Origin of the sequence: Actinoplanes teichomyceticus ATCC 31121 (assembly GCF_003711105.1) — a bacterium.
In the GTDB taxonomy this organism is placed as follows: Bacteria; Actinomycetota; Actinomycetes; order Mycobacteriales; family Micromonosporaceae; genus Actinoplanes; species Actinoplanes teichomyceticus.
In genome coordinates, this window is sequence record NZ_CP023865.1 from 3,378,634 (window position 1) to 3,399,623 (window position 20,990).

At 75.5% G+C, this 20,990-nt stretch carries 4 protein-coding genes; all 4 read left to right on the top strand.

Annotation, left to right across the window (positions count from 1 at the left end):
- Positions 1–8: 8 nt before the first annotated feature.
- Genes asnB through ACTEI_RS15140 form a run of 4 tightly spaced genes read left to right on the top strand, consistent with a single transcriptional unit; the run spans position 9 to position 20,969 of the window.
- Positions 9–1,805: an asparagine synthase (glutamine-hydrolyzing) gene (gene asnB, locus ACTEI_RS15125; RefSeq protein ID WP_239082612.1), complete on the top strand. Its 1,797-nt coding sequence runs from the start codon at positions 9–11 to the stop codon at positions 1,803–1,805.
- Entirely contained in the window at positions 1,805–14,266 is a 12,462-nt protein-coding gene (locus ACTEI_RS15130) for a non-ribosomal peptide synthetase (RefSeq protein WP_122978252.1), read from the top strand. The genes asnB and ACTEI_RS15130 overlap by 1 nt, the downstream gene beginning before the upstream one ends.
- Entirely contained in the window at positions 14,263–20,040 is a 5,778-nt protein-coding gene (locus ACTEI_RS15135; RefSeq protein ID WP_164465964.1) for a non-ribosomal peptide synthetase, read from the top strand. Before ACTEI_RS15130 ends, ACTEI_RS15135 begins: the two co-directional genes overlap by 4 nt.
- Positions 20,037–20,969: a methyltransferase domain-containing protein gene (locus ACTEI_RS15140; protein WP_122978254.1), complete on the top strand. Its 933-nt coding sequence runs from the start codon at positions 20,037–20,039 to the stop codon at positions 20,967–20,969. Before ACTEI_RS15135 ends, ACTEI_RS15140 begins: the two co-directional genes overlap by 4 nt.
- Positions 20,970–20,990: the final 21 nt, after the last annotated feature.

Below are 20,990 nucleotides of genomic sequence, written 5' to 3' on the forward strand. Positions count from 1 at the left end.
CGGGATGGGTGGCCTACGGCCGCGACCTGGAGGCCGAGCGCGAACGGGTGGAACGGATGACCGCCACCATGCGGCTGCGCGGCCCCGACGACGGCGGCGTCTGGATCGGCGGCCCGGCCGCCCTGGGGCATCGCCGGCTCGCCGTCATCGACGTCGGCGGCGGCCGGCAGCCGATGACCTCACCGGACGGACAGGTGGTGCTCAGCTACAGCGGCGAGATCTACAACTTCCAGGAACTGCGGGAGCAGCTGCGCTCGCACGGCCACCAGTTCCGCACCCGCAGCGACACCGAGGTGGTGCTCGCCGCCTACCTGCAGTGGCCCGAGGACTTCGCCGCCCGGCTCAACGGCATGTACGCGTTCGCCGTGTGGGACGCCCGCAGCCAACAGCTGCTGCTGGTCCGCGACCGGCTCGGCATCAAGCCGCTCTACTACTACCCGACCGCCGACGGGCTGCTGTTCGGCTCCGAGCCCAAGGCCATCCTCGCGAACCCGCTGGCCGAGGCGGTGATCGACGGCGACGGCCTCTGCGAGCTGCTGACCTTCGCCAAGATGCCGGGCCATGCCACCTTCCGGGGCATGTACGAGGTCCGGCCGGGCGAGATCGTCCACCTGCGCCGTGGCGGGCTGAGCCGCGCCGCGTACTGGAACCTGCAGGCGCGCGAACACACCGCCGACGCGGCCGCCACCGCCACCGCGGTGCGTGAGCTGCTGGAGGACGTCGTCGCGCGGCAGCTGGTCTCGGACGTCGCCCTCGGCACCCTGCTCTCCGGCGGACTGGACTCCAGCGCGATCACGGCTCTCGCGCAGCGGTCGCTGGTGAGCAGCCGCGGCGAGCCGGTCCGTTCGTTCACCGTGGACTTCACCGGGTACACCGAGAACTTCACGACCGACGCGTTCCGGGCGACGCCGGACGCGCCGTACGCCGCCGAGTGCTCCCGGGCGCTGGGCACCGACCACCGCACGGTGGTGCTCGACTCCGCGCAGCTGGTCCGGCCCGAGGTCCGCCGCGCCGTGCTGCGGGCCCGCGACCTGCCGTACGGGGCGGGCGAGATGGACATCTCCCTGCACCTGTTGTTCCGGGCCGTCCGCGAGCACTCCACCGTCGTGCTGTCCGGCGAGGCCGCGGACGAGGTCTTCGGCGGCTACCCGTGGTTCCACGACAGCGCCGCGGTGAACGCCGGCACGTTCCCCTGGATGGCCGCGCTCGGCGGGTCGTCGTCGGGGGGATTCGTCTCGCCGGAGCTCACCGCCCGGCTCGATCTGGACGGCTACGCCGCCCAGCACTACCGCGACGCGGTCGCCGAGGTGCCCCGGTTGCCCGGGGAGTCCGCGGCGCAGCGGCGCGCCCGCGAGGTCTGCTACCTGCACCTGACCCGGTTCGTGCCGATCCTGCTGGACCGCAAGGACCGGATGAGCATGGCCACCGGCCTGGAGGTACGGGTGCCGTTCTGCGACCACCGGCTCGTCGACTACGTCTTCAACGTCCCCTGGTCGATCAAGAGCGCGGACGGCCGGGAGAAGAGCCTGCTGCGGGCGGCCGTGGCGGACATGCTGCCCGCGTCGGTGGCCCAGCGCCGGAAGGCGCCGTACCCCTCCACGACCGACCCGGCCTACGCGCGGGCGCTGGCCGGCCAGGCGACCACGCTCCTGGACGCCCCGGCCGAACTGATCCACGTCGACGCCGTGCGGGAACTGCTGCGGCGCCCGCCGGACGCGATGACCCGTGCGGAACGGGTGCGGTTGGAGGCGGCGCTGGCGCTGTGGACCTGGGTCCGGGAATACGACGTACGGGTGGAGTCCTGATGACGAACGCGGTGCACAACGGCCGGCGACCAGGCCCGCTGCGGTTCTGCCTGACCGGCGCGGCCGACCTGACCGTGCAGTGCGCGGAGGCGATCCTGGCGGCCGGCCACCAGGTGGTCCTGATGGTGTCGGGCAGCCGCCGGGTGACCGACTGGGCGGCGCAGTCCGGCGTGCCGGTGCTCGCCGGCTTCGCCGCCCTGGACCCCGGCCGCGCCGAGGCGGACTTCGACTACCTGCTCAGCGTGGTCAACGGCACCATCCTGGACGCGGGCGTCCTCGCCCTGCCCCGGGTGTGCGCGATCAACTATCACGACGCGCCGCTGCCCCGGTACGCCGGCGTGCACGCCACCTCCTGGGCGATCCTCGACGGCGCGGCCCGTCACGGCATCACGTGGCACGTCATGACCGAGCGGGTCGACGGCGGCGCGATCCTGCTCCAGCGGACCTTCGACGTCCCGCCGGGGGCCAGCGCCTTCGACCTCAACCTGCGGTGCCACGAGGCCGCCCTGGACTCCTTCGCGGAGCTTCTGGAGCGGCTGGCCGCCGGCACCGTGCAGCCGCGTGAACAGCCGGCGGCCGGGCGGTCCTACTTCGGCGCGGCACGGCGCGAGCCCGGTGGCGGCCTGCTCTCCTGGAGCATGCCGGCCGAGCATCTCGACCGGATCGTGCGCGCCCACACCCTGGGGCCGGTGACCAACACGCTGGGGACCGCCAAGGTCTGGCTGGACGGGGAGTGCTTCGTCGTCGCCGGGCTGGACGTCCTGGCGACCCGTGCGGCGGCGCCGGCGGGGACGGTGCTGGCGGTATCCGACGAGGGCGTCGACGTGTCCACGACGACGCGCGACGTGCGGCTGCGGGAGCTGACCGACCTCGGCGGCCGGCAGCGGGCCGCGGCCGCCGTACTGGCCGAGCGCGGTGGCCGGCCGGGCGCCCGGCTCACCGAGCCGGACGAGTCCACCCGGGCGCGGTACGGGCGGGCCCTCGCCGACTGCGCCGCGGACGAGACGTACTGCCGGCGGGCGCTGGAACGGGCGGCGCCGGTGGTCGCGCCGGTGGCCGCCGCGGAGGGGCCACGCGCCCGGGTCGCGGTCCGGCTGCCGCAGGCGTGGGAGCGGCGCCGCGCCGAGCTGCTCGGCCGCGACCATGCCGGCGCGGTCGTCACCGCGCTCCTGCTGTACCTGGCCCAGGGCGGGGCCGGGCCGGTGTCGGTGTCGGTGTCCACGGCCGCCACCCGCGACCGGATCCGCGGACTGGAGGCCTTCCTGACCGACGGCGTGCCGATCACCCTCGCCATCGGGTCCGACGCCACCGCGGCCGGGCTCGTCGACGAGGTGGCGCGCCTGATCAGCACCGTCGACCGCCGCGGTGTCCACTCCCGGGACCTGCCGGTGCGGTACCGGACGCTGCCGCGGCGCACGCCGCCGGTGGGCGTCGTCGCCGACGCGGACGCCGACGTCCCGCCCCGCTGGCCGCTCACCCTGGTGGTCGAGCGCACCGGGCGGGTGTGGCTGGACTCCGCCCCCACGGCCGCCGGGCCCGGCTACGACACGGCCGGCCTGGAACGCATCGCCGCCGGGCTGGCACAGGCGATGGACCGGCTGCTGACGGCGGCGGCCGGAACCGGCGGCCCGCCGGCCGTCGAAGCGCGGGACATCGCGGGGTGGGAGTGCGGGCCGCGGTCCGGCCGGGGTGACGCCGACCTGCTTACCGCCCTCGCCCGGCGGCTGGCCGGCGAGGGGGAACGCACCGCCGTCGTCTGCGCCGGCGCGGCGTACAGCTACCGGGACCTGGATCGCCGCTCGGCCGCGCTCGCGCAGCGGCTGCGGGCGGCCGGCGCCGGGCCCGAGACCACGGTCGCCGTGCACGGCGAGGCATCCGCAGAGTTGATCATCGCGTGTCTGGCCGTCCTGCGCGCCGGGGCGGTCTACGTGCCGGTGGATGCCGCCTGGCCCGCCGGGCGCACAGCCGCCGTCCTCGCCGACGCCCGGCCGGCCGCGCTCGTCACCTGCGGGCCGACGGCACCGGCCTTCGACGGTCCCCGCCTGACGACCGGTCCCGGCGACGACACCGGCGCCGGGCCGGCCGGGGAGTGGTCGCCGGTGCACCCGGACCAGGCCGCCTATCTGATGTACACCTCCGGCTCCACCGGCCGCCCCAAGGGCGTCGTCGTGACCCGGCGCGGCCTGACCAACCGGCTGCTGTGGTGGCAGGAACGTCACCCCGTCGACCCGGACGACGTGCTGTTGCAGACCGCCTCCTGCGGGTTCGACATCTCGGTGTGGGAGATTCTCGCCGGGCTGATCGCCGGAGCCCGGGTGGTGGTCTCCGAGCACCGGCGGTACGGGATCGTGCCGTACCTCAGCGACCTGCTGGTCAGCGAGCGGGTCACGGTGACCCACCTGGTGCCCTCGGTGCTGGAGCAGCTGGCCGGTGACGGTGCGCCCGGCGCCGGGCGCGGGCTGCGTCTCGTCGTGACCGGCGGGGAGGTCGTCACGCCGGCGCTGCGCGACAGGTGTCTGGCGTGGACCGGCGCGACGCTGGTGCAGGCCTACGGGCCGACCGAGGCCAGCATCAGCGTGCTGCACGGCCGGTGCCGGGCCGGGGAACCGGCCGACTGCGTCCCGCTCGGCACTGCCCTCAGCGACACCGCCGTGGCCATCGTGGACGGCGACGGGCGGCGGGTGCCGGCCGGGGTGGCCGGGGAACTGGTCGTCGCCGGCGCGGCGCTGGCCCGCGGCTACCACGGGCGCCCCGCCGAGACGGCGGCCCGGTTCCGCCCGGACGCGCTGGGCCTGGACCACACCGGCGCGGGCCGCGTGTACCACACCGGCGACCGGGCCCGGTACCTGCCCGACGGCACCGTCCAGTTCCTGGGCCGGGTCGACGACGAGCTGAAGATCCACGGTCACCGGGTCGACCCCGCGGCGATCGAGGCGCTGCTGCACGCCGTGCCCGGGGTCCGCCGGGCGGTGGTGCGCCCGGCCACGGACGCCGCCGGTGGCACCCGGCTGGTCGCGTACGTGACCGGTGACCACGACGACCCGGCCGTGCTGCGCGCCCACCTGGCGGAGCAGCTCCCGCAGCCGCTGGTGCCGACCGGATGGGTCATCCTCGACGCTCTCCCGCTCACCCCGACCGGCAAGGTCGACCACCGGGCGCTGCCGGACGTGGGGGCCGGCGGCACCGGCGCCCCGGTGACCGGCCGGCCACCGCGCAGCGAACTGGAGCGCGACCTGTGCCGGCTGTGGGCGCGCCTGCTCGGCGTCGCCGAGGTCCACCCGGACGACGACTTCTTCGCCCTCGGTGGACACTCCCTGGTCGCGACCCGGGTCATCGCCGCCGTCTGGGCCGAGCACGACATCCGGCTCACCTTCAGCGACGTGATGGGCTCGCGTACGGTCGCCGCGCTCGCCTCGCTGGTGCAGGACCGCCGCGGCGCGGCCGAAGCCCCCGGCAGCCCGCCGCCCGGGGCCGCCGGACCCGGTCCGGAGGGCCCGTTGGCGCTGACCGCCGCCCAGTTGCGGGTGCTCTTCGAGGAGGAGTTCCTGGGCGGTCCCGGCGTGTTCAGCGTGCCGGTCACCACCCGGTGGCGCGGGCCGGTGGACGAGGCGCGGCTGCGCGCCGCGCTCAACGGCCTCGCCGCCCGGCACCCGTTGCTGCGCGCCGGCGTGCTGGCCGGCGGTGAGCAGCCACGGCTCGTGCTCGCCGACCGCGTCGAGGTCCCGTTCGCGGTCAGCGACCTCGGCGCGCTGCCGCCGGCGGAGCGCGACGAGCGGCTCGACGCGGAGCTCGCCGCCATGCTCAGCGAACCGTTCGAGCTGGCGCGACCGCCGCTGCTGCGGGCCCGGCTGATCCGTCTCGGCGGCGACGAGTCGGTCTTCGCCGTGGTGCTGCACCACCTGGTCTGCGACCGCTGGTCGATGGAGGTCCTCTTCGACGACCTGCACCGGCTCTACGACGCCGCGGAGCCACCCTCGCCGGCAGCACCGGACGCGGTGCTCGCCCTCCTGCGCCACCTGCAGGCCCGTGACGCGTCCTCCGCGGAGCGGGACCTGTCCTACTGGGCGGGCCGCCTCGCCGGCGTGGAGTTCGACAGCGAACTGCGGGTGGGCCGGCGTGCCGTGGACGGGCACGGCCACCTCGCCGGCTCGTGGCGGTGGCATCTGCCGCCCGAGCTGACCGATCGTCTGCGCCGGCTCTGCGCCGACCGCGCCGTCACGCCGTTCATGGTGCTGCTGGCCGCGTTCCAGACCCTGCTGCACCGCTACTCCGACGGCGACGACGTCGTCGTGGGCACCCCGGTGGCCGACCGGGACAGCCCGCACGCCGCGACGCTGGTGGGCATGCTGGTGAACACGGTGCCGCTGCACGCGCACCTCGGTGGTGACCCGTCGTTCGCCGGTCTGCTGGACGACGTCCGGCGTACCACGCTGGCCGCCCTGGAACACCACGCGGTGCCGATCGACCAGCTCAGCCGCCGGTTGGGCCGGCGTCGGGGGCTGGGCCACCACCCGCTGATCAGGTACCTGCTGGTGTGGGAGGACTCCCCGGGGGTGGTGGCCCGGCTCCCCGGGGTGGTCGCCGAGGCCAGGACCCCACCGGTACGGGTGACCGCCTTCGATCTCACCCTCATCGCGCGCGCCGACCAGGCCACCGTCGGCCTGGAGCTGGAGTTCAACCGCGACCGGTTCGACGAGCAGGCGGCCCGGCTGCTCGCGTCCTCCTTCACCGATCTGCTCCGCGCCCTGCTCGCCGACCCGGACGCCCGCGTCGGCGCCGTGGCGCTCGCGCCGCTGCTGCCGGACGGCTCCGCCGCCGTGGCCCGGCCTGCCGCGCCGGATGCGGCCCTGGTCGTCTCCCTGGTGGAGGCGGCGATCCGCGAGCACCCCACGGCCGTGTGCCTGGTCGACGGCGCCCGCCAGGTCAGCTACGCCGAGCTGGGTGAGTACGCCGACGCGGTGGCGGCCGCGATCGGCGCCACCGGCGCGGCGGCCGGGTCGGTGGTGGGCGTCTGCCTGCCCCGGTCGGCCGCGTTCGTGGGCACGCTGCTCGGCGTGCTGAAATCCGGTGCGGCGTTCCTCCCGCTCGATCCCGGCGACCCGGACCAGCGCCTGCACCGGCAGCTCGCCATCGGCGCGGCGTCGGCCGTGGTGACCGGCGCGGAGTTCGCCGGGCGGTTCGCCGGCACCGGGCTGCCGGTCGTCGACGCCGACGCGCCGGCCGCCGGACCGCCGGTCACCGGGCCGTCCGCGTCACCCCACGACCCGGCATATGTGATCTTCACGTCGGGCTCGTCCGGGGAGCCCAAGGGTGTCGTGGTCGAGAACCACTCGTTCACCGATCACGTCCGGTGGGCGGGCCGCGAGTTCGGACTCGGACCGCAGGACCGGGTGCTGCAGTTCTGCGCGCCGACCTTCGACGTGATGGTCGAGGAGATCTTCCCGACCCTCTGCGCGGGCGCGCGGCTCGTGCTGCGTTCCCCGGACGCGGCCGGCTCGGTGGAGGCGCTCACGGCCGAGTGCGCACGCTCCGGCGTGACCGTGGTGAACCTGCCGACCGGGTACTGGACCGAGCTGACGGCCGCCCTCGCCGACGGCGATGTCCGCCTGCCGTCCACGCTGCGGCTGTGCGTCATCGGCGGGGAGCAGGTCCCGGCGGGTGCGCTCGGGCAGTGGCACGCCCGGGTCGCCCCGCAACGGCCGGACGTCCGGCTGCTCAACGCCTACGGACCCACCGAGACCACGGTCGGGGCCACCGTGCAGGACCTGACCGGCGCGTCCGGCGGCGACGTGGCGATCGGCGCGCCGATCCCGGGCACCCGCATCTACGTCCTCGACCGCTACCTGTCCCCGGTGCCGGACGGGGTGGTCGGGGAGCTGTGCATCGCCGGCGCGAGCGTCGCCCGCGGCTATGCCGCACGACCCGGCCTGACCGCCGAACGGTTCCTGCCCGACCCCCTCGTCCCGGGCGAGCGCATGTTCCGCACCGGCGACCTGGGCTACCGGCGCGGCGGCGTGCTGTACTTCGTGGGCCGGGCCGACCGCCAGGTCAAGCTGCGCGGGTTCCGGATCGAGCCGGACGAGATCGAACGCGCGCTGGCGGCCCATCCGCTGGTCCGGGAGGCTGCCGTCCTGGTCGCCCCCGGCGCCGGCGGGCCGCGGCTGGTGGCCTTCGCCGCGACCTCCGGGCCGGTCGAGGCGGACACCCTGCGTACGCACCTGGCCGGCATGTTGCCGGGGTTCATGCTCCCCACGGCGGTCCGGACCGTGCCCGCGCTGCCGCGTACGGCGGCCGGCAAGGTGGACCACCGGGCGCTGCCCCTCGGCGACCTGAGCGCCGAGCGGACGGCCGCCACCCCGGCTGCGGACGAGCGCGAACAGCGGGTGTGTGCCGCCTGGGCCGCGGCGCTCGGCGTCGAGCAGGTCGGCGTCGACGACGACTTCTTCGCGCTGGGCGGGCACTCGCTGCTCGCCATGCGGCTGGTCCGCCAGATGCAGCGGCTCGGCTACCCCGGGCTGACGGTGCGTACCCTGTTCGAATTCCCCACCATCGCCGGCCTGCGTGCGCTGCGCAGCTCGTCCGCGGACGCCCCGGCGGCCGTGGCGGACCGGCCACCGGTCGCCGTGGCGCCGCTGTCGTGGACCCAGCTGGGCATCTGGCTGCAGGCGAGCGCGGCGCCGAGCAGCGCCTACCACATGCCGGTCGTCGTCCGCCTGACCGGCCCGCTCGACGTCGACGCGCTTCGTGCGGCGCTGACCCGGCTGACGGACCGCCACGACGTGCTGCGCTGTGCCGTCACCGAGGACGGCGACGAGCCGGCGCTGGTACCCCGCCCGCGGGTGGCGGTGCCGTTCGTGACGGCGGACCTGGCCGGCCCGCTGGAGCAGGAGGTGCACCGGCTCGTCACGCCGCTCTTCGACCTGCGGTCCGGGCCGCCGCTGCGGGCCACCCTGCTGCGCGACGGACCCGGGCGGCACGTTCTCGTCCTGGTGATCCACCACATCGCGGCCGACGGCTGGTCGGCTCAGCTGGTGGTGGACGAGCTGGCCGAGCTGTACGCCGGTGACCGCCCGGCGCCGCCGCGGCCCGGCTCCTTCGTGGCGTACGCGGCGGCCGAGCGGGCCGCGGCGCCGGATACGGCCGCGCTGCAGTTCTGGCGGCGCACCCTGGACTCCCTCCCCGAGCAGCTCGACCTGCCGGCCGACCGGTCACCGCGGCGGACGCGGTCGGCGACGCGGCACGTCTGCCGGCGACCCGTGCCGGAGGCGACGGTGCGGGGCCTGCGCGAGATCGCCCGGGAACACCACGCCACGCTGTTCCTGGCGCTGCTGGCCGTCACCCAGGCCTGGCTCGCCCGCTGCTGCCGGTCCGACGACATCGTGGTGGGGACGCCGGTCGCCGTCCGCGACGAGCCGGAGCTGCACACGGTCGTCGGGCCGTTGGTGACGATGGTGCCGGCCCGGGTCGCGGTCCACCCGTACGGCTCGTTCGCCGACCACCTGACGCGTAGCCGCCGCGCGGTGCTCGACGCCTTCGATCACAAGCACGTCCCCGCCCAGCGGATCGCGGAGGAGGCCCTCGGCGCCGACCGTGCCCGGCTGGGCAACCCCCTCACCCGGGTGGTCTTCGACGTCGACGAGGCGCCGGAGCCGGCGACGACCCGGGCCCACGCGGCTTTCGCGGCCCGCGGGCTCCACGCCGAGGTGCTGGTCACCCCGCCCGTGGCCGGCGCTTTCGACCTGGAGGTCACCGTCCGGCTCGACGGCCGGGGCGGCACGCTCGAGGTCCGGGGCGCCGACGACCTGTTCAGCCGAGCGCAACTGGAACACCTGGTCGCGGCGTGGACCTGCCTTGCCGGGCAGGCCGCCGCCGACCCCGGCGCGCGGCTCGCCGACCTGGACCTGCTCGAACCGCAGCGGCGCCGCGAGGTGCTGTCCTGGGCCGAGCGTGCCCCGCGCCGGCAGCTGCCCGCCGGTGGCGTGGCCGCGCTCGTGGCGGCCCGGGCGGCGGCGACACCCGACGCCCCGGCGGTCCGCGCCGACGAGCGCCGGTTGACGTACCGGGAACTCGACGACCTCGCCGACCGGGTCGCCGGCCGGCTGCTCGACGAGGGGCTGCCGGTCGAGGGGCGGGTCGCGGTCGGGCTGGGCCGGTCGGCGGTGCTGCCCGCCGTCGTCCTCGGCATCTGGCGCGCCGGCGGCGTGTACGTGCCGCTGGACCCGCAACATCCGGCCGCCCGCCTGCGTCAGATCATCGACGACTGCCGGCCGTACCGGGTGGTCACCGACCGGACCGACCTCGGCGTCGCCACGGTCGGCGTCGCGGAGCTGTCCACCGGCCCGGCCGACCGGCCGCGGCGGACGCCGGACGGCGACCAGCTCGCCTACCTGACCTACACCTCCGGCTCCACCGGAGAACCGAAGGGGGTGATGTGCACCCACCGCGGCCTGCTCAACCAGCTGCTGTGGTCGCAGGACCACTACCCGCTGGAGCCCGGCCAGAGCCTGTTGCAGGTCGCCGCGACCGGGTTCGACATCTCGCTGTGGGAGATGTTCCACCCGCTGGTCCACGGCGGCCGGCTCGTCGTCCTGCCCGAGGGGCGCCAGACCGACGTACCGGCGATCGCGGAGCTCGTCGCCGGTGCGGACGTCGCCGTCGTGCACCTGGTGCCGACGCTGCTCGACGCGCTGCTGTCCGAGCCGCTCGCCGGCCGGGCGCCGCACCTGCGCCACGTGGTCTGCGGCGGCGAACGGATGCCGGCGGGGCTGCCCCGGCGGTTCGCCCGGTGGAGCGACGCGACGCTGCACCACACGTACGGACCGACCGAGGCGTCGATCATCGTCACGCACCACGAGTGCGCCGGCGCGTCCGGGCCGCCGCCGCTGGGCGAGCCGGTCACGAACACGCGGATCTACGTGCTGGACGCCGCGGGCGCGCCGGTGCCGCCCGGGGTGGTCGGCGAGATCCACATCGCCGGGGACGGGCTCGCCCGCGGCTACCTGCACCGGCCCGCCGCCACCGCGGCGGTGTTCGTGCCCGACCCGTACGCCGGCCGGCCCGGCGCACGCATGTACCGCACCGGCGACCTCGGACGCCACGGGCCGGACGGCACGCTGCACTTCGTCGGGCGGATCGACCGCCAGCTCAAGCAGGGCGGGGTGCGCGTCGAACCGGCCGAGGTCGAGCACGTGCTCGCCGAGCTGCCCGGCGTGTCCGGCTGTGCCGTGGTGCCCCGGGACACACCGGACGGCCGCCGGGTCCTCGTCGGTTACCTGGTCGCGTCGCGGACGGTCGACGACCCGGTGGCGTGGTGCCGGCAGGTCGGCGAGGCGCTGCGGGAACGCCTGCCCCGCGCGCTCGTGCCGGCCGCCCTGGAACCGGTCGATGCGCTGCCGCTCGGGGTCAACGGCAAGCTAGACGTGGCCGCGCTGCCGCCACCGGCGCGGTGGGGGCGGGCACGGACCGGCCGGGCCGCGGCCACCGAGGTCGAGCGGCTGCTGGCCGAGGTCTGGACCGAGGTGCTGCCGACCCGTGCGGTCGGTGCCGACGACAACTTCTTCGAGGCGGGCGGGGACTCGGTCAGCGCCATCCGGATGGTGGCCCGGGCGCGCGCCGCCGGCCTGCGCCTGGACGTCGGGCAGGTCCTGCGGTCGTCGTCGTTGGCCGAACTCGCGGCACTGGCGCGCGTGGAACCGGACGGGACGGCTGCCGCCGAGGTGGTCCGACCCGGCGACGACGGCCCGCGGCGGCTGTGGCCGACGCCCGCGCAAGCCGCCTTCCTCGACGTCAAGCACAGCCGGCCGCACCACTTCAACCAGGCCTGCCTGCTCCAGCCGCGGGAGCCGCTGGACCCGGTGGCGCTGCACGAGGCGATGCGCGCGGTCGCGGTCCATCACGAGGCGCTGCGGCTGCGATTGACCGGCAACGGCGAGCTCGTGCTGGCCGACGCGGGGCAGCCGGCCGAGCGGCTGGCCCGCCTGGTCGTCGCGGCCGAGCCACTCGGCGCCGACCTGACCGAGGCCGCCAGGCCGGTGCACGAGGGCATGGACCTGGCCGACGGGCCGCTGTTCGGCGCGCTGCTGGGGCAGCGACGGGACGGCTCGCGGGTCCTGCTGCTGGCCGCGCACCACCTCGCCGTGGACACCGCCTCCTGGGACGAGATCGTCGCGGACCTGGAGAGCGCCTACCGGGCGGTGACCGGCCACGAGCCGGTACGGCTGCCCGCCCCGCCGACCACCTTCGGCGACCTCGCGGCGGTCCTGCCCCGCCTGGCGGAGCTGGACGCGGTCCGCGCCCAGGAGCCGTACTGGCGGGAGCAGCTGGGCACGCCGGCGCCGCTGCCGGCCGACGAGCCGGGCCCGGCGCCGGCCGCGCCGCTCACCACCCGACTCGACCGGGCCGCCGGCGACCTGCTCCTGTCCCGGCTCGGCAGGCACCGGGTCCGGATCGAGGAGGCCCTGCTGACCGGGGTGGCGCAGACCGTCGCGGAGTGGACGGGTGACCGCGAGGTGGCGCTCCTGCGGGAGGCCCACGGCCGTGACGACCTGCCCGGACGCCCGGACGTCACCCGTACCGTCGGATGGCTCACCAGCGTGCACCCGCTGCGGTTGGTCCTGCCCGAGGACGGCGGTCCGGTCCCGTGCCTGCGCGCCGTCCGGCAGCAGGTGCAGGGCATCCCGGCCGGCGGCGTCGGGTACGGGCTGTTGCGCCGCTACGGCGACGACCCGCAGCTGCGCGCGGCGGCCGAGCCGGAGATCACGGTGAACTATCTCGGCTCGACCGCCGGTGGCGCCGGGACCGGGCTGCTGCCCCGCGCCGCCGTCCAGGACCTGGGCGAGTACGCCGCCGACGGCGACGGACCGCAGCCGGCACTGGAGCTGCTGGCCGGCGTGGACCGGGACGGCATCTGGGCGCAGTGGCGGTACGACGGCGCCCGCCTGGCCGCGCCCACCGTGCGGCGGCTGGCCGACGAGCTCTGGGCGCGACTGCGTGACCTGGCGGACGCCCTGGCCGGTCCGGTCGGCATCGCCGCGACGCCCGCGGACCATCCGGACGTCGACCTGACCCCGGAGCAGCTGCGGGCCGTTCTCGCCGACCGGCCGGGGGCACGGCAGATCCTGCCGCTGGCTCCCGCGCAGCAGGGCATGCTGGCCCACTCGCTGGCGCAGCGCGCCTCGTCGGCGTACCACACCCAGATGGTGTTCGCCGTCGAGGGCGAGGTGGACGAGGCGGCGTTGCGCTCCGCCTGGCAGACGGTCTGCGACCGGTTCGGCGTCTTCCGTACGGCGTTCCTGCACGACGGGCTCGACGACCCGGTGCAGGTCGTCTACGAGCCCGGCAGCTGCGCGATGGACTGGCGGCGGCATGAGCGGCCGGCGGAGGCGGCGCCGCCGGCCGACCCCGGCGAGCTCCCGGCCGACCCCGGCGAGCTCCCGGCCGACCCCGGCGAGCTCCCGGCCGACCCCGGCGAGCTCCCGGCCGACCCCGGCGAGCTCCCGGCCGTCCTGGGCGACGTGCTCGCCGCCGACCGGGCCGAGCCGTTCCGGCTGGACCGGCCCCGGCCGGCCCGGTGGCACTGGGTCGACGCCGGGTCCGCCGGCCGGTGGCTGGTCTGGAGCCACCACCACATCCTGGTGGACGGGTGGAGCCTGCCGGTCGTGCTGGAGGCGGTCGCCGACGCCTACGCCACCCAGGACGATCCGGTCCGGACGCCGCCGGCCGTCGGGTACGCCGAGTACCTGCGCTGGCTTCGCCGCGCCGACCGGGAGGCGGACGCCGCGTACTGGCGGCAGACCCTGGCCGACGCGACCAGCCCCGCCCGGTTCAGCCACGGGCCGGCGGCGGCGGGGCACCGGACGGTCTCGCAGCGGCTGGCGGAGCCGCACACCGCCCGGCTGGCCCGGATCGCCGAGCGCCACCGGGTGACGCTCAACACGCTGGTGCTGTCGGCCTGGTCGGTGTTGCTGCGCAGGCAGAACCCGAAGGCCGACGTGGTCTTCGGTGTGACGATGTCGCTGCGTCCCGACGAGTTGGCCGATGTCGAGCGGCTGGTCGGGCTGTGCCTGGTCACCGTACCCCTGCGGGTGCCCCTGACCGACGGCATGGACCTTCCGACGCTGTTCGGCGCGGTCCAGGACCGGCTCGTCGACGCGTACCAGCACGCCCGCAACCCGCCGCGCGGCCTGGCCGACGGCCTGCTCGACAGCGTCGTGGTGTTCGAGAACTACCCGGGCGACCGGACCGGCCAGCGGCTGGGGCGGCACGGGCGGCTGCGGGCCGTCCGCAGCATCGAACCGACCGAGTTCCCGATCACCCTCATCGTGTCCCCCGGCGCCGAGCTGACGTTCGAACTGACCGCCGCGCCCGCCGCCCTCGACGCCGGCGCCGCGACCGCCGTGCTCGGCAACCTCGTCCGACTTCTCGAACGCATCGCCACCGCCCTATGGGAGGAACCGACGTGACCGTTGGCAAGGACTTCACGGTGTCAGACCTGCTCGGCGCCGAGCCCGACGAGATCGAGCTGCAGATCGGAGAATGGAACGCGACCGGGCGCCGCTTCACCGACGACCGGGGCGTTCACGAGCTGATCCAGGCGCGGGTCCGGGCGCGCCCCGACGCGCCGGCGGTCCGCTGCGGCGACCGGGAGCTGACCTACGCCGAGCTGGATGCCGCGGCCCGGACGGTCGCGGCGCGGCTGCACCGGCTCGGGGTCCGCCCGGGCGAGGTGGTCGCGATCGGGCTGCCCCCGTCGGCCGACCGGATGGTGGCGTTGCTGGGCACCCTCTACGCCGGTGCCGCCTACCTGCCGCTGGACCTGGAGTACCCGGCGGCGCGGCTCACGTTCATGCTGCGCGACAGCGGCGCCGCCGCCCTGGTGACCGACTCCGCGACCGCCGCGGCCGGGCTGCGCGGCGATGCCGGGCCCACACTGCTGCTCGACGAGGCGCCACCGGCCGGGCTGGACCCGGCCGCCCTGCCCGGCTTCCCGGGGCCGCAACTGCCGGCCTACGTCATCTACACGTCCGGCTCGACCGGGCGCCCCAAGGCCGTGCTGGTGGGCCACCGCGGGCTGGTCAACCGCCTGGAGTGGATGGCCCGCGCCTACGCCGTCGGGCCCGGGGACCGGGTGCTGCACAAGACGTCGTTCGGCTTCGACGTGTCGGTGTGGGAGCAGTTGCTGCCGCTCGTCACCGGAGCCACCGTGGTGGTGGCGCCGCCGCAGGCGCGCCGCGACATGGCGGCGCTGGTCCGGCTGATCCGTGCCGACCGGGTCACCGTCACCCACTTCGTGCCCTCCGTGCTGCCCGCCTTCCTCGACACCGAAGGCACGCCGGAGTGCACCTCGCTGCGGCTGGCCGTCTGCAGCGGCGAGACGCTGCCGAAGCCCACCGCGGCCGCATTCGCCCGGGCGCTGCCCGGCTGCGCCCTGCACAACCTCTACGGACCCACCGAGGCCACCATCGACGTCACGGCCTGGCCGGTCGACGTGGACGACTCCCGGCCGTTCGTGCCGATCGGCCGCCCGATCGACAACATCCGGGCGTACGTGCTGGACGAGCGCCTGCAGCCGCTGCCGATCGGCGTCGAGGGGGAGTTGTTCCTCGGCGGGGTCGGGGTCGCGATGGGATATCTGGGCCGGCCCGCCCTGACCGCCGAGCGCTTCGTCCCGGACCCGTACGCGGTGGGGGAGCGGCTCTACGCCACCGGCGACCGGGCCCGGTTCGGGGCGGACGGGGTCATCGAGTTCCTCGGCCGGCGCGACCATCAGGTGAAGGTGCGTGGCTACCGGATCGAGCTCGGCGAGATCGAATCCGCCCTGCTCGATGTCGACGGTGTCCGGCAGGCCGTGGTGGTGCTGCGTGCCACCGGCGCGAACGAGCAGCTGGTGGCCTACGTCTGCGGACCGGGTGGACCGGTGGACGACGACGACCCGGCCGGCCCGCGCGCGGCGCTCGCCGCACGTCTGCCGGACTACATGGTGCCGTCACGGGTGGTCTGGCTCGCCGAGATCCCGCTCACCGCGGCGGGCAAGGTGGACCGGGCCGCCCTGCCGGAGGTGGCCGACCGTACGGACGGTCCGCGGGCCGAGCCGGTCACCGACGTCCAGCGCCGACTCGCCGAGGTCTGGTCGGAGCTGCTCGGCGGGACGCCGCCCGGCATCGACGACGACTTCTTCCAGTCCGGCGGCGACTCGGTGTCGAGCATGCGCCTGGTCGCGCGGGCGCGCCGGCACGGCATCCTCATCGAGGTCGCGGACGTCTTCTCGGGGCGGACCATCCGGAGTCTGGCCGAGGCCGCCGGCCGCGCGCCGCAGCCCGCCGAGGCGCCGGCCGGGCCGGCCGACGATCCGCTCCTGGCCGGCATCGACCCCGGCCAGTTGGCCCGGGTGCGCCGCGACACCGGCGCGGTGGATGTCTACCCGCTGGCCCCGATGCAGGCCGGCATGCTGTTCCGCGGGCTCTACTGGCCCGATTCCGACGCGTACTTCAACCAGAACGTCCTGGAGCTCTCCGGCCCGGTCGACGAGGAGAAGCTGCGCCGGGCGTGGCGGATGGTCGCGGACCGGTACGAGATCCTGCGGACCGGATTCCGCTGGAGCGACCTGGACGAGCCGCTGCAGTACGTGCTCGCCGACGTCGAGCCGCCGTGGACCACCCTGGACTGGTCCGCGCAGGACCGGGACGGCGACCGGTCGGGCCTGGACGACCTGCTCGCCGAGGACCGGGCACGCGGCCTGAGCCTCGACGAGTGCCCGCTGTACCGCGTGGTCCTGGTACGTCGTGGCCCCGGCCGCCACTACCTGGTCTGGAGCCACCACCACATCCTGCTCGACGGCTGGTGCCTCTCGCTGATCTGGGGTGACGTATTCAAGATCTACGAGGCGCTGGTCACCGGGCGGGAGCCCGAGCTGGCCCCGTGCCGGCCGTTCCGCGACTACCTGCGCTGGCTGCGTGGCCGGCAGGACCGGGAGGCGGAGGCGGAGCGGTTCTGGCGGGAGTACCTGCGCGACCTCACGCCCGCGGCCTTCTCCGGCCACCCCGTCGACCAGGAGGGGTTGTTCGGCACGATCGTGCGTGAGCTGCCCGTGGAGCTCACCACGGCGCTCGCCGACCGGGCGCGCAACGCGGGGGTCACCACGAACGCCGTGATCCAGGCCGTCTGGGCGATCATGCTCGGGTTGCGGACCGGTTCGGACGACGTGGTGCACGGTCTCACCATCGCCGGGCGCCCACCGGAGCTGGAGGGCTCGGAGCAGATGGTCGGCCTGTTCATCAACACCCTGCCGCTGCGCACCCGGCTCTCCGGCAACCCGACCCTGACCGAACTGCTGCGACGCATCCACGGTGACCTCGCGGCGACCGCGGCACACGGTCACGTCCCGCTGGCGCAGATCAAGTCCTGGGGGTCGGGTGTCCGGATGGCCGGTGGGCGCGTCTTCGACAGCCTCATCGCGTTCGAGAACTATCCCGAGGACAACCTGCCGGCCGAGGGCGAGTTGAGCATCGGCATCACCGACCTGCACGCCCAGGAGAAGACGGAGTACCCGATCGGGCTGATCGTGCTGCCGGGGCAGCGGCTGTCGTGCCACTTCAACTACGACACCACGCACTTCGACGACGCCGAGATCACTCGGGTGATCGAGACGTTCGAGCTGCTGCTGCGCCAGATCGTGGAGCGCCCCGACCTGCGGCTGCGGGAACTGGAGCTGGTCGGGGCGACGGACGCGCGCCGCCTCGCGGAGCGCAACGACACCGCCGAGCGGTGGCCCGAGTCCGGCACGCTGCTGGAGCTGTTCCAGCGGCAGGCGGCGACGACCCCGCACGCCGAGGCGATCAGCGACAACGGCAGTTCGCTGACGTACGCGGAACTGGACGCCGCGGCGGCTCGCTCGGCGGCCCGGCTGGCCGAGGCCGGCGTCGAGCCGTCCGATCTGGTCGGCCTGTGCCTGCCGCGCGGGACGGACTTCGTCGTGGCGCTGCTGGCCTGCTACCGGGCCGGCGCCGTGCCGGTCCTGCTGGACCCGGACCAGCCGGCGGCGCGGCGGCGGCTGATCGCCCGCGACGCCGGGGTCCGCGCGGTCGTCGCGGCCGGCGCGGCGGACTTCGCCGGCTGGCCGGTCCTGGGCGCCGACGGATCGTTCACCGCGGGCGGCGGCGCGCCCGGCGGCGTCACCCGGTTGCCGGCGGACCTGGTGGCCTGCGTGACCTACACGTCCGGCTCGACCGGGGCCCCGAAGGGTGTCGTGTCGACCCAGCGGGGGATCGTCAACCGGATGCTGTGGTCGCGGCGGGAGTTCGCCACCGCGCAGCCGCCCCGGCTGCTGGCCACCGCCAGCGTCGCGTTCGACATCGCGCTGTGGGAGGTGTTCTTCCCGCTGCTGGCCGGCGGCACCGTGGTGACCGCGCCGCCGCGCGCGGTGCTGGACCCGGACCGGCTCGTCGACCTGGTCGTCACCGAGCGGGCCACCGTGCTGCACCTGCTGCCGTCCCTGCTGGCGGCCTTCCTCGACGCCCCCGGCGTCGGTCGGTGCCAGGGGCTGCGGCACATCCTCAGCGGCGGTGAGGCCGTGACACCGGGCCTGGTGCGGGCCTACGCCGCGTCCGGGCTGACCGCCCGGCTGCACCAGGCCTACGGCCCCACCGAGGCGTCGATCAGCGTGACGCACTGGACCTGCGCCCCGTCCGACGCGCACCGCACCCTGGTGCCGATCGGCGCCCCGATCAGCAACACCCGGCTGTACGTCGTCGACGACCGGCTCCGCCAGGTGCCGCTGGGCGTGGAGGGCGAGCTGGCCATCGCCGGTACGCCGCTGGCCGTCGGCTACCTCGGGCAGAGCCGGCAGACGGCGGAACACTTCGTCCCGGACCCGTTCGGCGCGCCCGGCGAGCGGCTGTACCTCACCGGGGACCGGGCCCGGTGGACGGCCGGCGGTGAGCTGGAGTTCCTCGGACGCCGTGACCGGCAGCAGAAGATCCGGGGACACCGGGTGGAGCCGGCCGAGGTCGAGGCGGTGCTGGAGCGGCATCCCGGCGTCCGGCAGGCGATCACGGTTGCCGGCGCCGACCAGCTCACCACGTTCGTGGTCCCGGCGGCCCGCGAGTCGCTCGACATCGCCGGGCTCACCCGGTGGGCCCGGGAACGGCTGCCCGACTGGATGCTCGGCCCGCTGGTGCCGCTGGACACCCCGCCGCTCACCGGCAACGGCAAGGTCGACATGGTCCGGCTCGCCGAGCTCGTCCGTGCCGCCCCCGGCGCCGGGTCGGCGGACGAGGTCGACGGCACGCCCCGCAACGACCTGGAGCGGGCGCTGCTGGGCTGTTTCGAGCGGGTGCTCGGGGGCCGCCGGCTCGGCATCCACGACGACTTCTTCGACCACGGCGGCCACTCGATGCTGGTGATCCGGCTGCTCCGGGAGTTCCGCGAGCACCTGCCGGCCGGGGTCGCGGTGAACGTCACGCAGATCTTCAAGGCGCCGACCGTGGCCAGCCTGGCCGAGCAGCTGGTGGGCCCGGTGGCGGGCACCGGCTCGGCGTACATCGAGACCCTCAACCCCGACGCCGCCGACGCGTTGTTCCTGGTCCATGCCGGAGAGGGGATGGCGCAGGCGTACCGGACCCTGGCTCCGCACCTGCCCGGGACGCGCATCCACGCGCTGTCGAACCCGCGGTTCGGCCGGGCCGACGCCCGCTTCGCCAGCATCGCCGAGATGGCCGTGGTCTACGTCGAGTGGGTACGGGCGTTGCAGCCGGTCGGACCGTACCGGCTCGGCGGCTGGTCGTTCGGGGGCACCGTCGCCCTGGAGATGGCCCGGCACATGAGCCGGCACGGGGACGACGTCGAACTGGTGCTCATGATCGACAGCCATGACCTGAGCGACGACAAGGCGCGCGGGGACGACCCCCGGCAGGGCGTGCGTGAGCACGTCGCCGCCCTCGGCCTCGACCCGGACGGCGCCGAAGGCCGCGACCTCGTCGATGAGCTGCTGCACAGCGGGCACCTGGCGACCGTCCACCGGCCCGGGGCGTACCCGGGGCGGGTGGTGCTGCTGCAGGCCGACGGAGGCGACAACGGCTGGAACCCGGAACTGCTGCCGGGGCTGCGGGTCGAGCGGCTGCCCGGGGCCCACCTGCGACTGTTCGACCCCGACCACGTCGCCGCCACGGCGGCGGCGATCCACCGGGCGCTGGCCGCCCCGTCCACCACCGACCGTGACACGAAGCCGGAGACAGCATGATGCACACCGCCACCGACAAACGGCAGACGCGCGAGGTCTTCGAGTCGGCCACCGAGGGCAAACCGTACGACCTGTTCGTGCTGCGGCACGGGGAACGGCGCCTGGTCGGGCGCAAGACCGAGGCCGCCTACCCGGACCCCGGCTCCGGGCAGCGCCTGAAGTCCTGCCTCGTCGAGGAGGACATGCTGCTGGGCGTGGTCGAGCACGAGGAGATCTCCGAGGAGGGCGTCACGGTGCACTACCGGCCGCTGTCGCCGGAGCAGAGGCGGGCGGCGTTCGCGGCGGCCGTCCAGGATCGCCTCAGCGACCTGTCGTACCCGTACGCGCCGCTGACCCGGGGCCGGCCGGTCACCTCCACCGCGCCGGCCGGCTGGATGTTCACGCCGGAGCGGGCCCGGCTGCTGGACCACCAGGAGATCGTGCTGCGCGCCGCCGCCGCGCAGTGGCTGGCGCGCTCGGGGATCGTCTCCGGGACCGCCTACGACGCGGCCTGCTCGACCGGCGCGTTCCTCGCCGCCGCCGGCGCGGCCGTCCCGGGGCTGCGCACGGTGGGACAGGACCTCAGCGCGGAGATGACCGGCCACGCCGCGAAGGTGCTCGACGAGGTCCATCACGGGGACTCCATCCGGCCCGGTGTCCCGCCCGGCAGTGCCGACGTCGTCTTCTGCCGGCACCTGAACATCTTCGTCGTCGACCAGGACCACGCCCGGGACCTGTTCCTCGCCGCCGCGGGCGCCTGCCGGCTCGGTGGCCGCATCGTGGTGCTCGGCCACACACCGGTGCTGCTGCCGTCCGCGTGGTTCGAGGAGCTCGGCCTGCACGTCGAGCAGCGGACCGGGGCGACCCCCTCGGGGCACGCGCTGTTCCAGTTCTACGTGCTGCGCAAGGACCGTCCGGTCGGGCCGGAGGCCGCAGCGACACGGTCGTGAGGCGAGCCCCGGGCGCCGCGG

Excerpts from the sequence above, each read along its gene's own strand:
- ACTEI_RS15140 (WP_122978254.1), top strand. The coding sequence starts at position 20,037 with ATGATGCACACCGCCACCGACAAACGGCAGACGCGCGAGGTCTTCGAG.
- ACTEI_RS15130 (WP_122978252.1), top strand. The coding sequence starts at position 1,805 with ATGACGAACGCGGTGCACAACGGCCGGCGACCAGGCCCGCTGCGGTTC.